The organism is Martinezella lusitana (assembly GCF_014207095.1).
Classification (GTDB): Bacteria; Pseudomonadota; Alphaproteobacteria; order Rhizobiales; family Rhizobiaceae; genus Rhizobium; species Rhizobium lusitanum_B.
Genome location: NZ_JACHBG010000004.1, coordinates 210,375 through 223,976, shown reverse-complemented (window position 1 = coordinate 223,976; position 13,602 = coordinate 210,375). Strand labels below are relative to the sequence as shown.

Below are 13,602 nucleotides of genomic sequence, written 5' to 3'. Positions count from 1 at the left end.
TCCAGTTTACAAAGAAGATGTGAGCCGGCTTATATCAGCCGGCCTTGGCGGTAACGGTCGACCTGAATTTGCCCATCAGATAGGGGCCGGAAAGAACTGGAGCATATTTCGGCTCTTCGCCTTCCTTCAGGCATGAAGGCAGGCAGGCAATCTCGGCAAACCAGTTCGGCTGATGGAAGAAGGCAAGGGATTGCCGCCGCTGCATGCCACCCTCTTCCGGCGGCGGATTGACGACGCGATGCACGGTGGAAACCCAGCGATCGTTGGTCCAAAGCGCCATCAGATCGCCGATATTGATGACGAAAGCGCCTTCCACCGGCGGCACTGGCGTCCAGTTACCATCCGGCGCGATGATCTCAAGCCCTTTCGAACCTGGCTGCGGCAGCAGGATCGTTAGACTGCCGTAATCGGTATGCGCGCCGGCGCGAAGCTGGCCCGGCTGCGGCGGTACATGCTGTTCGGGATAATTCAGCGCCCTCAATGCGCTGATCGGCGCATCGACATAGGAATCGAAGAAGTGCTCGTCGAGGCCGAGCGCCGTTGCGAAGACGCGCATGATGCGGGCCGCAAGATCTTCCATCGCCCGGTAGTACGCCTTCCACGCCTCCACGAAGCCATCCGGCCCTTCCGGCCAGATGGTGGCGGCATAACAGAAGCCGAGCGCGTCCGCATCGCTCATATCAGCTGGAACGGAAAGCGGGCCGCCATTGAAGCTTTCCTTCAGATCCGGCGGCGTGTCGACATTGCGCGATTTTGCCAGCGCCTCCGTGCCCGGCCCGAGATAGCCATAGGGATAGCCCGGATAGAGGGTCCTGGCGCGTTGCTTGACGTCGGGTGACAGGTCGAAGAATGCCTGCGTCTTCCTCCAGACCTCGGCGATAACGGCGTCGGCGACCCCGTGGTTTGCGATCGCCAGGAAGCCGGTCGAGCGACATATCCGATCCACTTCCGCGCCGAGGCGTTGTTTCTCGTTGTTATCGGCCCCCTCGAAGGCACCGAGATCGAAAATCGGAAAACTATGATCGGACATATGCGCGACTCCCCCTTCATGACATCGAGCAAATCAAGCATACGAGACGGCGGGGAACAACCATCTTGTCCCCTGCCCGATCAAAGCCGCCAGGCCGAGCGGATGGCGACCGGATATGTATCTCCCACCGCGACCGCTTCGCGGCTATAGGCGCGCAGCACCTGCCCATCCGGCATCGACAGCCTCATGGCATAGCGCTCGCCCTCATAGAGAACGGAATCGACCCGGCAGGAAATTCCCTCAGCATCTGCAACCACATCCTCAGGGCGCACAAGTATATCAGTATTCGCTGTGCCGCCTGCCCGATTATGCCAGAGACCGCGGAAGGACGACCAGTCGATGCGGCGCGGCCCGCCGTCTGGAAAAGCGAGCGAAACAATAGCTCCCTGCCCGACAAGCTCTCCGACCATTTTACCTTCGGGGCGTGCATAGGTTTCCGCCGGCGGCGCCACCTGCAGGAGCCGTCCTTCGGACATGACGGCAACGTCAGTGGCGAGTGCCATCGCCTCGCTCTGGTCGTGGGTGACATAGACCATGGTGGCGCCTGAGCGCTGGTGGAACTCGCGGAAGGTCTCCTCCATCTCCTTCTTCAGGTGGCGATCGAGGTTCGCCAGCGGCTCGTCCAGCAGTACGACGTCAGGCGATGTCACCAGGCAGCGAGCAAGAGCGACGCGCTGACGTTGACCACCTGAAAGGTCGGCGGGCCTGCGTTCGGCATAGTCGCCAAGTCGCACGGTCGCCAGAGCCTCACGCACTTTCTCGCGGTAGCGCTCGCCGGAGATGCCACGCACCTTCAAGGGATAACCGACATTGTCGGCAACGTTCATATGCGGCCAGAGCGCGTAGGATTGAAACACCATCGCCATATTGCGCCGCTCCGGCGGCAACATGTTCGCCGCATCCGCAAGCAGCCGCTCGCCGAGATGAATGGAGCCATCCGTCGGCTGTTCGAAGCCGGCTATCATTCTGAGCACAGTCGTCTTGCCGCAGCCGGAGGGACCGAGCAGCGCCAGGAAACCGCCCTCGCGGACATCGAGCGACAAAGCATTGACGGCCGCGCGGCCGCCCGTACCGAAATCCTTGCTGATGTGATTGAGGATCAGCTTCGCCAAGGCACAACTCCCTTCGGCAGGCGCTTGGCCATGATTTCCAAAAGCATCATCATGATGACGACCATGGCAATGACGATGACCGACATGGCCGAGGCTAGATCGGCGCTGCCGCCATCGTCGAGATTGTAGATGACGACGCCGAGCGTCTGCGTACCGGCCGACCAGAGCAGCGCCGAAACGGTGAGCTCGTTGCAGGCAATCAGGAAAACGAGGATCACCGAGGCGCCCGCCGCCGGCGCGATTAACGGCACGATGATGTCGGTCAAGCGTCTGAAGAACCCTGCCCCGGAAAGCCGCGCCGCCTCTTCCAGCACCGGATCGAGCTGCAGAAAGGCGCTCATGACCGGCTTCAGGCTGACGGCGAAATAGGCGGAGAAATAGGCAAGCAGGATGATCCAGATCGTCCCGTAAAGCGTGACGTTGAGGATCGGTAGCGGCGCTGCAAACACCAGAATGAAGCAGACGGCGATGATGATGCCCGGAAGTGAATAAGGGATCTCGATCATGCCGCCGACGATGCGGCTGAGCGCATCCTTACGCCGCGTCAGCGCATAGGCCGCGAGCACTGTCACTAAAAGGAGACCCAGTGACGTCATGCCGGCAAGGAACAGCGAATTGGAAAAGGCCGTGCGCGTTATGCTCTGCCGGAACAGGATTTCGGTGAATGCGTGCAGCGATGCCGTCTTGAAGGTAAGCGGCACGCCATAGGCCGGCACCAGCGCGCCTGCGACGAGCGCCAGAAAGGGAGCGACAAGCATGACGAACAAGATGGCGTAAAGCACCGGCAGGGCAAGAAAGCCCCAGCGGCCAAGCGAAAAGGCAGCCGTCGCTCCGGAAATGCCGATGACGCGATAATCGCGGCCCTTCAAAGCCATGCCCTGCACGGCAAGACCGGCAACGGCGATGACGGCGATCATCGTCGACAGCACAGCGATATCGCCGAAGGTGCGCGGACCGAAACTGGAGAACTTCGTGAAGATCAGCGTCGACAGCGTATAGATCGAGGCGGGTATGCCGAGGATCGCGGGTATGCCGAAATTGCCGATCGAGGAGACGAAGGCGATCGCAGCTCCGGCAATGACGCCGGGCAGTGACAAGGGCAGAATAATATCCCTGAAGACACGCAGGCCGGACGCGCCGGAAAGCCTTGCGGCCTCGACACCATCGCGCGGTAGCGCCATCAGGCCGGCACGCAGAGCGAGATAGACCAGCGGCGCGTGTTGAACACCGTAGAGCAGCGCAATGCCGCCAACCGAATAGAGTGGCTGCGGTGAGCCGAGCGGCGGCGCAATGTGCAACGCTTTCAGCAAGGGGCTGGCCGGCCCGGACATCTGCACCCAGGCAAGCGCCGTCACTTGCGGCGGGATCATCATCGGCAACACGAAGAGGAAACCGAGCAGCCCCCTGCCAGACAGGTCCGTCAGAGTCAGCAGGAATGCAAAGAGGCAGCCAAGCAAGACGGAAACGATGGTGCCGAGCACGGCCGTCTCGATCGTGTACCAGGCCGAGCGCCAGAGAGCCGGATCGGTGATCAGCTCATAGGTGCCGCCTCGCAGCAGCGCCTCGATGCCCGCAAGCGCCAGCCGCGCCAGCGGCAGGACGCTGAGCAAAAGCACGACGGCAACAACAAAAGGAAACAGCCAGGCCGGCTGGCTGTTTCCCCTACGCACATGTGAGTACATTCCAAATCCGGGCGGATTACTTCGACTTGAAGTAGGTGGAGAAGGTCTTCAGATCCTGATCCGTGTTCTTGAGCGCATCAGCTGCATTCAACGGCAAAACCTTGATGCTGTCACGTGCCGGGAAGCCCTCCGGCAGCGGCGTGCCGTTGCGGGCCGGAATATAGCCGAGTTTGAGGAAACCTTCCTGCCCCTTTTCCGAGAGGACGTAGTCGACGAACTTCTTGGCGGCAGCGGCATGCTGCGTGCCGGCGAGGATGCCGACCGGCTCGGTGACGGCCGAAACGCCTTCCTTCGGGAAGACGAACTCCAGCGGAGCGCCCTTGGCCTTCTCGCGGATCGGCATGTAGTCAACGATCATACCATAGGCCTTCTCGCCGGAAGCGACCGACTTCAGCACGGCACCGTTGCCGCCGGACGCAATCGCGCCGTTCTCGGCGAGGTTCTTGTAGTAATCCCAGCCGAGGCTGCCGACGCCGGCCAACGTCTGCGCGTGAATGAGAGCGGCACCCGAAGCGAGCGGGCTCGGCATGGCGACGAGGCCCTTGGCTTCCGGCTTGACCAGATCCTGCCAGCTCGCCGGCTTCAGCGAAGCGGCAGTGTTATAAACGATGCCGGTCGTGATGAGCTTAGTAGAGTAGTAATAGCCGTTGGCGTCATAAAGCGAGGCGGCGTAGTTCGCAGCTTCCGGCGACTTGTAGGCGAGCAGCTTGCCGGCTTCCTTCAGACGCTCGAGCGTCACCGTATCGGCGATCAGCAGAACGTCGGCAACCGGGGCGCCGGCTTGCATTTCAGCCTGCAGCTTGGCAATGATCTGCGGTGTGCCGTCACGAACCCAATCGACCTTGATGCCGGGATTGGCCGCCATGAAGCCATCGACGGTGGCCTGCGCATCGGCATTCGGCTGGCTGGTATAGAGGACGAGATCAGCGGCGTTGGCGCTACCGGAGAAAAGAGCGATGGCCAACAGGCCGGCAAAGGCGGAAACAACGGTCTTCATAAAAACGTCCTCGGCTGGGTTATAGGAGGGTTCTCTAGACGTCCGGCTTAACATGATTGTGACAGTTGAATTTGAATAGTTTGCTGTTCGTATGATGATTGAATCTTGACCGCCGTCATCCGGCACTATTTCCTGACGCACGTATTTCAGATTGAGATCGAGGAGGACAGATCTATGGAATATCGCCTGCTTGGCCGCTCCGGCCTTAAAGTTTCCACCATCACCATGGGCACCATGACCTTCGGCGGCGTCGGCTGGGCGAAAGCGACCGGCGATCTCGGCGTCAAAGAGGCGAAGAAGCTCGTGGACATGTGCGTGGATGCAGGCGTCAACCTGCTCGACACGGCCGATGTCTATTCGCAGGGAGCATCGGAAGAAATCATCGGCGAGATCATTGGCGGCCCGCGCAAGAACGGCGTCCTCATCGCCACCAAGGCGCGCTTCTCGATGGGACCTGGCGTCAACGATGCCGGCTCATCGCGCCTGCACCTCATAAAGGCCTGCGAAGCAAGCCTGAAGCGCATGAAGACCGATGTCATCGACCTCTACCAGCTGCACGAGTGGGACGGACAGACGCCACTGGAAGAGACGATGGAGGCGCTCGACACATTGGTGCGCCAGGGCAAGGTCCGCTACATCGGCTGCTCGAACTTTTCCGGTTGGCACATCATGAAGGCGCTCGGCGTCAGCGAGCGCGACAAACGCGAACGTTTCGTCAGCCAGCAGATCCATTACACCCTGGAAGCCCGTGACGCCGAAAACGAGCTGGTGCCTGTCAGCATCGACCAGGGCCTCGGCATCCTCGTCTGGAGCCCGCTCGCCGCAGGCCTGCTGTCTGGTAAGCATCGTCGTAACCAGGCAACGCCGGAGGGCACGCGCCAGTTTGTCGGCTGGACGGAGCCGCCGATCCGCGATGAAAATCGCCTGTGGAACATCGTCGATGCGCTGGTGGAGATCGCCGACGGTCGCGGCGTTTCGGCGGCGCAGGTCGCGCTTGCCTGGCTTATCGGCCGCAAGGGCGTGACCTCGGTCATCGTCGGCGGCCGCAACAAGGCGCAGTTCAAGGACAATCTCGCCAGTGCCGAGCTGAAGCTGACGGATGAGGAGCGCAAGCGGCTCGATGACATCAGCCTGCCGCCGCTGATGTACCCCTATTGGCATCAGCGCAATACGGCCAGCGACCGGCTCAGCGAGGCCGATCTCTCACTGATCGACCCACACCTTTCCAAGTAGAGAAAAAACGGTAATGGCGGCTTAGGCCGCCATTACCCCGATCTCGCTCGCAATCAGCTTGCCGAGCCGCGAGATGCCTTCCTCGATCATTTCTTCATTGGCACAGGAGAAGCTGACGCGGAAGGTGTTCGCGCCGCTACCGTCGGCAAAGAAGGCCTGCCCCGGCACGAAGGCAACCTTCGTTGTCTCGAGCGACCGCGCCAGCAGCTTGGCGCCGTCCATACCCTTCGGCAGGGTGACCCAGACAAACATACCGCCTTCCGGCTTCGTCCAGCTCGTGCCTTCTGGCATGTATTTCGCAAGCGCCGCCAGCATGCAGTCGCGGCGATGACTATAGATCTTGCGAATCTTGGCAACCTGCGCGTCAAAGCCGCGCTCGGCGACCTGATGGATGGCGATCTGGTTGATCGTCGAGGAATGCAGGTCGGCTGCCTGTTTCATCAGGACAAGCTTGCGGATGACAGGCGCATTGGCGACGACGAAGCCGACGCGAAGGCCAGGCGCCAGCGTCTTGGAGAAGCTGCCGCAATAGATCGTCCGCGTGTCGTTGATGCTGCCCTTGCGCGCGATTTCCAGCGCCAGAATCGGCGCAACCGGCTCGCCGTCATAGCGCAGCGATTGATAGGCGGCGTCTTCGATGACGGCGATATCGAGCTCTTCGGCAAGGTCGAGCAACTTCTCGCGACCGGCCAGATCGACCGTCTCGCCCGTCGGGTTGGCGAAGTCGGCCGAAAGATAGGCGAATTTCACCCTGCCCCCCGCCTGAGCAGCCGCGGCGCGATAGGATTCGGGCGTGCGGTTACCGTTCGGCGTCAGCTGATCGTAGGCCGGCTCGTAGGCGTTGAAGGCCTGCAGTGCACCGAGATAGGTCGGCGCCGTCACCAGCGCCGTATCCTTCGGCGACAGGAAAAGCTTGCCGAGATAGTCGAGCCCCTGCTGCGAGCCGGAAACGATGAAGACGTTTTCCAGCTCGCAGGGAATGCCGAGCGCACCCATCTGGCCGACAAGCCATTCGCGCAGCGGCTTGTAGCCTTCGCTGACCGAATATTGCAGCGCTGCGTTCACCGTCGGGCCAGAAAATATATCGGCATAAGCCTGCTTGAACTCGGCATCGGGAAACAGTGCCGGATCGGGAATGCCGCCGGCAAACGAGATGATATCCGGCCGCTCCAGCAGCTTCAGCAATTCGCGAATTTCGGAGGCGCGCATACGGCTCGAACGCGTCGCAAAGATATTTTCCCAATTCAACATGGGGCTTCCTCGTAATTTTTGGTCTTTCCAGCACAAGATCACGCAATAAAAGATAAGTCAACAATGCTGACCTAATTTGTTTCAACCGTGCCGGATATTCGCCATCTTTCCCGATAGCACTGCGCATCTCCATTAAAGAGAAGTGAGCGACAATACGCATGAGCACGGACCCGACATCGTCTTTCTACACCGACAACGCGACCCTCTATGCCGCGCGCGACCGCAATCTGCCGAGAAAGCGGCTGGATGCCTTCCTCGACACTTTGCCCGCTGGCGCATCCATCCTCGAGCTGGGTTGCGGCGCTGGCCAGGATGCCGCCTACATGCTCTCGCGCGGCTTCGACGTCGCGCCCACGGACGGCTCTGCCGAACTCGCCAGGGAAGCCGAAAAGCGCATCGGCAGACCTGTTCGAATCATGCGCTTCGAAACCTTGGATTCCGATAGCGCTTTCGATGGCATCTGGGCGGAGGCAAGCCTCCTGCATGTGCGGCGCTCGACTCTACCGGATGTCTTCAGTCGCATTCTGCAAGCTCTGAAGACCGGCGGCATCTTCCATGCCAGCTTCAAGGCCGGAGACGCAGAGGGACACGACAAGTTCGGGCGCTACTACAACTATCCGTCCGCCGCATGGCTTGAAGACAAGCTGAGCGCCGCAGGATGGAGGACCGTCGCCATGACCGAAGCCGACGGCGGCGGCTTCGACGGCGAGCCGACACGATGGCTCTATGTGACCGCTCGAAAATAGAAAGCCAGAATTTAATCGACACCCTACTGACGGCGCGCGGCGCAGTATAGGCGACACGACCAAGCACAAATATGCGCTTCAGCGCCGTGCCGCCTTATTAGCACCAAGACGCCGCGTGCAATTTGGCCAAAGCCGCCTCGACGGAGTTGAGGCGCCACATGTCCCTGCCAGCAATCTCGTCGACAATAGTGATGATTGCGATTTGCAACGCGTCGCTACACAGCCACTCCGCAACGATTCGCCGACTTTCGAACATGACGTCCTCCCAAAGGGCGTCCCCGCGCAGCAAGCTGTCCGAACGATTGATGATTTCCGTGAGTTGCAAGGCAGAATTCGGTGTCAAGTTGACGCGCCATGACTCAAGAATGGGATTGATGTCCCTTCTTAGGCGAATTGCGCAGACGAACCAGATAGTTGCGTCAAACTCATCGGGATGTTGCAATCGCACCCAGTGCCACGACGCGTCATAAACGTTCTGTATCGCTAGTTGCTCCGGTGCAGGCCATTTGCGCCAATTGGCATATTCCAGCTTAGAAAGGATTGTGACCGGATCGAAGCCAGGCTCGTTCGGTGTCATCAAGGCGTGTTGCAAGATGCGTGGAAGATAATATCTGTATTCGTCGACGCCCCCGGCCGTGGTCATAGCTGCAACTGCATATCCCCCCAAAGCTTCGCCGCTTAGGTCAGCTAGCGATGCTGAACGTAGGTCATGCATAATCTTCTCAGGATCCCACAACGGCGATACGTCCAAAGCTTCAGGACATAGATAGTCTGCAAACGCTGCGTAACCAGCCTGCCAACATCTCTGCAGCTCTGCGACCACTCGACTCAATTCGGTTTCATCGGAATTCATATGCAACCCTATAGCGAATCTTCGATCATTTCGCCAGCGGCTCCTAGTAGCGCAAAAATGAAAGGCCGAGGAAGTTTCCTCCCTCGGCCTGTCTTCAATATTTCGCTATTTGGAAAGCTTAGTTGACCGACTTGTCGACCAGCTTGTTCTTGCCGATCCAGGGCATCATGCCGCGCAGCTTGGCGCCGACTTCTTCGATCTGGTGGCTATCGTTCAGGCGGCGGATGCCCTTGAAGCGGGCAGCGCCGGAGCGATATTCCTGCATCCAGTCCGAGGTGAACTTGCCGGTCTGGATGTCCTTGAGGACGCGCTTCATCTCAGCCTTGGTTTCTTCGGTGATGATGCGCGGACCGGTGACGTATTCGCCCCACTCGGCTGTGTTCGAGATCGAGTAGTTCATGTTGGCGATGCCGCCTTCATAGATCAGGTCGACGATCAGCTTCACTTCGTGCAGGCACTCGAAATAGGCCATTTCCGGAGCGTAACCGGCTTCGACCAGGGTTTCGAAACCAGCGCGGATGAGCTCGACGAGACCGCCGCAGAGAACGACCTGTTCGCCGAAGAGGTCGGTTTCGCACTCTTCGCGGAAGTTGGTTTCGATGATGCCGGAACGGCCGCCGCCAACGCCGCAAGCGTAGGAAAGAGCGAGTTCAAGAGCGTTGCCGGACGCGTTCTGATGAACGGCAACGAGGCAGGGAACGCCGCCGCCCTTCTGGTATTCGCCGCGAACCGTATGGCCGGGGCCCTTCGGAGCGATCATGACGACGTCGACGGAAGCCTTCGGCTCGATGAGGCCGAAGTGAACGTTGAGGCCGTGTGCGAAAGCGATCGCAGCGCCGTCGCGGATGTTCGGAGCGATATCGGCCTTGTAGATGTCAGACTGCAGTTCGTCCGGAGTCGCCATCATCATCAGGTCGGCCCAGGCAGCAGCTTCGGCAACGGTCATGACCTTGAAGCCGTCGGCTTCTGCCTTCTTGACCGTCGGCGAGCCGGCCTTCAGTGCGATCACAACATTCTGTGCGCCGCTGTCCTTCAGGTTCAGCGCGTGCGCGCGGCCCTGGGAACCGTAGCCGATGATGGCGACCTTCTTCGACTTGATGAGGTTGAGATCGGCATCACGATCGTAATAGACGCGCATTGTTTGTCCTTCCCTTTGCTTGTCTGGTGTAAATTTGGATCTGCTCAGACGGTCGCCGCTGCTTCCGCCAATACTTTTTCCGTGCCGTAGAGCTTGAGGAAGGCAGTAATAGCCTTCTCTGCCTGACGGCTGGAATCCCTCAAACCGGGTTCGCCGAGCAGCATGCGTACATGCAGATCGGAAACGATGAGCCCGTAAAGCGCGTGATATGCCTCGTCGGCATCGGTAAAACGTAACAGCCCTGCCCGCTTGCCGGCATCGATGAGGCCGATGGCGCGGCGGTCGATCTGCCGGCGGCCGCGCTCCAGCAGCAGCTTGCCGAGCTTGGAACCGTCGCGGTTCGACTGGCCGATCGCCAGACGGTTCAGCGCAAGAGAAACATCGCCGGCCAGAACTTCCAGCAGATCGCGCGCAAAAATCACGAGATGATCATGCAGGCTTGCGGTATTCAACCGTTCGCCATTGCGCTCGAAGGTGCGCACCTTGCTGGCCTGATAGGTTATCATCGCCGATAGCAAACCGTCGCGGTCGCCGAACCACTTGTAAAGGCTTTCTTTGGAGCAATTGGCAGCGCGCGCGACACCGGAGGTCGTCAGCGCCTTTTCGCCACCGTCGACGAGCAGACGCAGCGCCTGTTCCAGAACGGCGTTCTGGCGCGGCGAAAACTCGCTCGACTGTCCTACTTCGCTCAGCACGATGCTACTCCCAAATGCGTACCGTACGGTACGGTTCGTGAGCGTTATGCAGCACGCCGCAACGAGCGTCAAGCGGAATTCGTTGCTGCACTGCGCTAAAAATATGGAGAGCGCTTGTCATGGCTAACACGCAGCGGATAGACCATGTCGGCCCCTCCATCGCTGTCGAGATTTCTGATGAAACCCGTAATCAATTCCTCAGATAAGGTATCGCCGGCGCGGCTCGACGGGTGCATGGAAAACGGCAAAGGCCGGGCAATCGCTCGAATCGTGGGGATCTGCCTTGCGGCCGGACTGTTGCATCCACCGATGTCGGCGGACGCAGCATCCAAATCCGTCATCCGCCCGGCCGGGCACTATTGTGGCAAGCTCCTCTCCAGCGACCGGCTGGTCGATGTCGAAACGTCTATACAGGCTGATGCGGAAGGTCACTTATCGGGGACTTACCGTTTCAACGACGATGGCAACACCACGGTCGGCACTCTTTCGGAGATCGGAACGAAACCCGGCAAGATACGAACGCTGCGCTGGTTCGACAAATATGGAATGGGCTCGCTGACGGTCCGCTTCGATGCCGGCTATCACCGTTTCGAGGGTCTATGGGGACCGCAGGGCACCGCTCCGAGCTACACCTGGAATGGCGGCAGCTGCAACGCGCCCATCAGCTAACTTCCGTTAGTACCAGGACCTACTCGGCAGCGACCACGCTATTGCGCATGGCCTCGACATCCTTCAGTGGCGGCAGACCGTAGAGACGGCTGTACTCTCGGCTGAATTGCGAGGGGCTCTGATAGCCGACACGATGGCCGGCCGATCCTACGTCGAGCTGTTCGACGATCATCAGCCGCCGCGCTTCATGCAGTCGCAGCTGCTTTTGATACTGCATCGGCGACAGGGCTGTAACGGTCTTGAAATGGTGATGTAGCGAGGAAACGCTCATGCCGACCCGCTCGGCCAGCTCTTCGATGCGCAGCGGCTGCGTATAATTGCCGCGAAGCCAGGCGACCGCACGCGCCACCCTGTTGCTCTGGCTCTCCGTCATCGCGATCTGCAGAAGCCGAGGACCGTTCGGACCGGTCAGCAGGCGATACAGGATTTCCTGCTCGATCAACGGCGCCATGGCCGGAATATCTTCCGGCCGATCAAGCAATCGAAGCAGTCGCAGCGAGGCATCGAGCAGTTCCGGCGAGGCCGCATTGACTGCGATCCCGCGCACAGGCTCGGCAGTGACCGCTTGACGCGGAATGCTGACGCGCGACAGCAGCTCCTTCAAGCGTTCGCTGTCGAGCGCCATGCCGAAACAAAGATAAGGCGTATCGCTGCCGACATTGGTCACTTGCGTCGATACCGGCAGGTCGAGCGCGGTCAAAATATACTCGCCGACGCCATAGTGATATGTCTCCGCACCGATCGTCAGGCTCTTGCGGCCCTGGACCACGATTGCAAAGCACGGTCGGTAGGCGCCATGCTGCCAAACGGTCGCGGCCGACTGCCGATAGAGATGAAGGCTGTCGATCGGCGTTTGGTGTTCCCCGTCTCCCGTGGCGAAACGTGCAACGATGGACGCGAGTTCCTGATTGGGATTGAAAGGCAGCGTCATGTGCAACCGATTGTTTTGGAGTAGGTATCGAGGCTTATCTAGGTAACATCGTTCGATCGTGAAAGACCCACCGCGTATTTAGATTCGCAGGATCGTACATAAAGCTTGCAGGATCGCTCTAACGCTTCGGCCTATTCCCAGTGCATAGTCGGCCATCCCAATTTCATTCCCACATCTCCTAGAAACAAGGAAGTCTCCCATGACTATCGCAAAGGGTTATGCCGCGACCGACGCATCCAAGCCACTTACTCCGTTCACCTTCGAGCGCCGCAATCCCAACGAAGACGATGTCGTCATCTCCGTCCACTATTGCGGCGTCTGCCATTCGGACATCCACCAGGCCCGCAACGAATGGGGCAATTCAAGATACCCGATGGTGCCAGGCCATGAAGTGGCAGGCGTCGTGACTGCCGTCGGTTCGAAAGTCACCAAGTTCAAGGTCGGCGACCGCGTCGGCGTCGGCTGCTTCGTCAATTCCTGCACGACCTGCGCCACGCGCGACCTGGACTACGAGCACTACATGCCCGGTATCGTTCAGACCTACAACGACGTCGAAGCAGACGGCGAGACGCCGACCTATGGCGGCTACTCCGATAGCATCGTTGTCAAGGAAGGCTATGTCCTCTCCTTCCCCGATAATATCCCGCTTGACGCAGGCGCGCCGCTGCTTTGCGCCGGCATCACGCTCTATTCGCCGCTGCGCCATTGGAAGGCTGGTCCCGGCAAGAAGGTTGCGATCGTCGGCATGGGCGGCCTTGGCCATATGGGCGTCAAGCTGGCCCATGCCATGGGCGCCGATGTCACGGTTCTCAGCCAGACGCTGTCGAAGAAGGAGGACGGCCTCAAGATCGGTGCCGACCATTACTATGCGACCAGCGATGCCGAGACCTTCACGAAGCTCGCCGGCACCTTCGACCTCATCATCATGACAGTCGGTATCGCCGTCGACTGGAATGCCTATCTCGGCCTCTTGAAGTTCGATGGCAGCATGGTCGTCGTCGGTGCGCCCGAGCATCCGGTTCCGGTCCATGCCTTCTCGCTGATCCCCGGCCGCCGCAGCCTCTCAGGCTCCATGATCGGCTCGATCAAGGAAACCCAGGAGATGCTCGACTTCTGCGGCGAACACAACATCGTCTCCGAGATCGAAAAGATCAGCATCCAGCAGATCAACGAAGCCTATGAGCGCGTGCTGAAGAGCGACGTCCGCTACCGCTTCGTCATCGATATCGCCTCGCTGGCATAAATAAAAAAGGCGGCGTCCTCAG

General features: G+C 59.8%; 13 protein-coding genes. 4 read left to right on the top strand and 9 right to left on the bottom strand.

Annotated features, from left to right (window positions below; genetic code table 11):
* Positions 1 to 34 precede the first annotated feature (34 nt).
* The 4 genes from GGD46_RS11425 to GGD46_RS11410 form a co-directional block, all read right to left on the bottom strand.
* Entirely contained in the window at positions 35 to 1,030 is a 996-nt protein-coding gene (locus GGD46_RS11425) for an isopenicillin N synthase family dioxygenase (protein WP_184703892.1), read from the bottom strand.
* Between the two features lie 80 nt (positions 1,031 to 1,110).
* On the bottom strand, positions 1,111 to 2,142 hold the full coding sequence (locus tag GGD46_RS11420; RefSeq protein ID WP_184703891.1) for an ABC transporter ATP-binding protein: 1,032 nt from the start codon (positions 2,140 to 2,142) through the stop codon (positions 1,111 to 1,113).
* Positions 2,130 to 3,824, bottom strand: coding sequence for an ABC transporter permease (locus GGD46_RS11415; protein ID WP_184703890.1), 1,695 nt, complete (start codon positions 3,822 to 3,824; stop codon positions 2,130 to 2,132). The genes GGD46_RS11420 and GGD46_RS11415 overlap by 13 nt, the downstream gene beginning before the upstream one ends.
* 16 nt (positions 3,825 to 3,840) lie before the next feature.
* Positions 3,841 to 4,821: an ABC transporter substrate-binding protein gene (locus GGD46_RS11410; protein WP_184703889.1), complete on the bottom strand. Its 981-nt coding sequence runs from the start codon at positions 4,819 to 4,821 to the stop codon at positions 3,841 to 3,843.
* 174 nt (positions 4,822 to 4,995) lie between these two features.
* Here GGD46_RS11410 and GGD46_RS11405 point away from each other — a divergent pair, with 174 nt between their 5' ends.
* Positions 4,996 to 6,054 carry an aldo/keto reductase gene (locus GGD46_RS11405; protein ID WP_184703888.1) on the top strand — a complete coding sequence of 353 codons (1,059 nt, stop codon included), beginning with the start codon at positions 4,996 to 4,998 and terminating at the stop codon, positions 6,052 to 6,054.
* 21 nt (positions 6,055 to 6,075) lie between these two features.
* Here GGD46_RS11405 and GGD46_RS11400 read toward each other — a convergent pair whose 3' ends face one another.
* A complete protein-coding gene (locus GGD46_RS11400; RefSeq protein ID WP_184703887.1) occupies positions 6,076 to 7,305 on the bottom strand; it encodes a PLP-dependent aminotransferase family protein in 1,230 nt (409 codons plus the stop codon).
* A 158-nt stretch (positions 7,306 to 7,463) separates the two neighbouring features.
* On the opposite strand from GGD46_RS11400, the gene GGD46_RS11395 reads away from it, so the two are divergent.
* Complete coding sequence (locus tag GGD46_RS11395) at positions 7,464 to 8,051, top strand: bifunctional 2-polyprenyl-6-hydroxyphenol methylase/3-demethylubiquinol 3-O-methyltransferase UbiG (protein WP_184703886.1); 588 nt, start codon at positions 7,464 to 7,466, stop codon at positions 8,049 to 8,051.
* 97 nt (positions 8,052 to 8,148) lie between these two features.
* Here the strand turns inward: GGD46_RS11395 and GGD46_RS11390 are convergent, their stop codons facing one another.
* From GGD46_RS11390 to GGD46_RS11380, 3 genes are all read right to left on the bottom strand, one after another.
* Positions 8,149 to 8,904 (bottom strand): hypothetical protein, encoded by a 756-nt coding sequence (locus GGD46_RS11390; RefSeq protein ID WP_184703885.1) that lies wholly within the window; start codon positions 8,902 to 8,904, stop codon positions 8,149 to 8,151.
* 118 nt (positions 8,905 to 9,022) lie between these two features.
* Entirely contained in the window at positions 9,023 to 10,042 is a 1,020-nt protein-coding gene (gene ilvC / locus GGD46_RS11385) for a ketol-acid reductoisomerase (protein WP_184703884.1), read from the bottom strand.
* 44 nt (positions 10,043 to 10,086) lie between these two features.
* Positions 10,087 to 10,737 carry a TetR/AcrR family transcriptional regulator C-terminal domain-containing protein gene (locus GGD46_RS11380; protein WP_184703883.1) on the bottom strand — a complete coding sequence of 217 codons (651 nt, stop codon included), beginning with the start codon at positions 10,735 to 10,737 and terminating at the stop codon, positions 10,087 to 10,089.
* Between the two features lie 177 nt (positions 10,738 to 10,914).
* Here GGD46_RS11380 and GGD46_RS11375 point away from each other — a divergent pair, with 177 nt between their 5' ends.
* Entirely contained in the window at positions 10,915 to 11,406 is a 492-nt protein-coding gene (locus GGD46_RS11375) for a hypothetical protein (protein ID WP_184703882.1), read from the top strand.
* 19 nt (positions 11,407 to 11,425) lie between these two features.
* Here the strand turns inward: GGD46_RS11375 and GGD46_RS11370 are convergent, their stop codons facing one another.
* The gene (locus GGD46_RS11370; protein ID WP_184703881.1) at positions 11,426 to 12,337 is read right to left on the bottom strand and encodes an AraC family transcriptional regulator; all 912 of its coding nucleotides are present in this window, start codon (positions 12,335 to 12,337) and stop codon (positions 11,426 to 11,428) included.
* A gap of 199 nt (positions 12,338 to 12,536) precedes the next feature.
* On the opposite strand from GGD46_RS11370, the gene GGD46_RS11365 reads away from it, so the two are divergent.
* Positions 12,537 to 13,580, top strand: coding sequence for an NAD(P)-dependent alcohol dehydrogenase (locus GGD46_RS11365; protein WP_184703880.1), 1,044 nt, complete (start codon positions 12,537 to 12,539; stop codon positions 13,578 to 13,580).
* Positions 13,581 to 13,602: the final 22 nt, after the last annotated feature.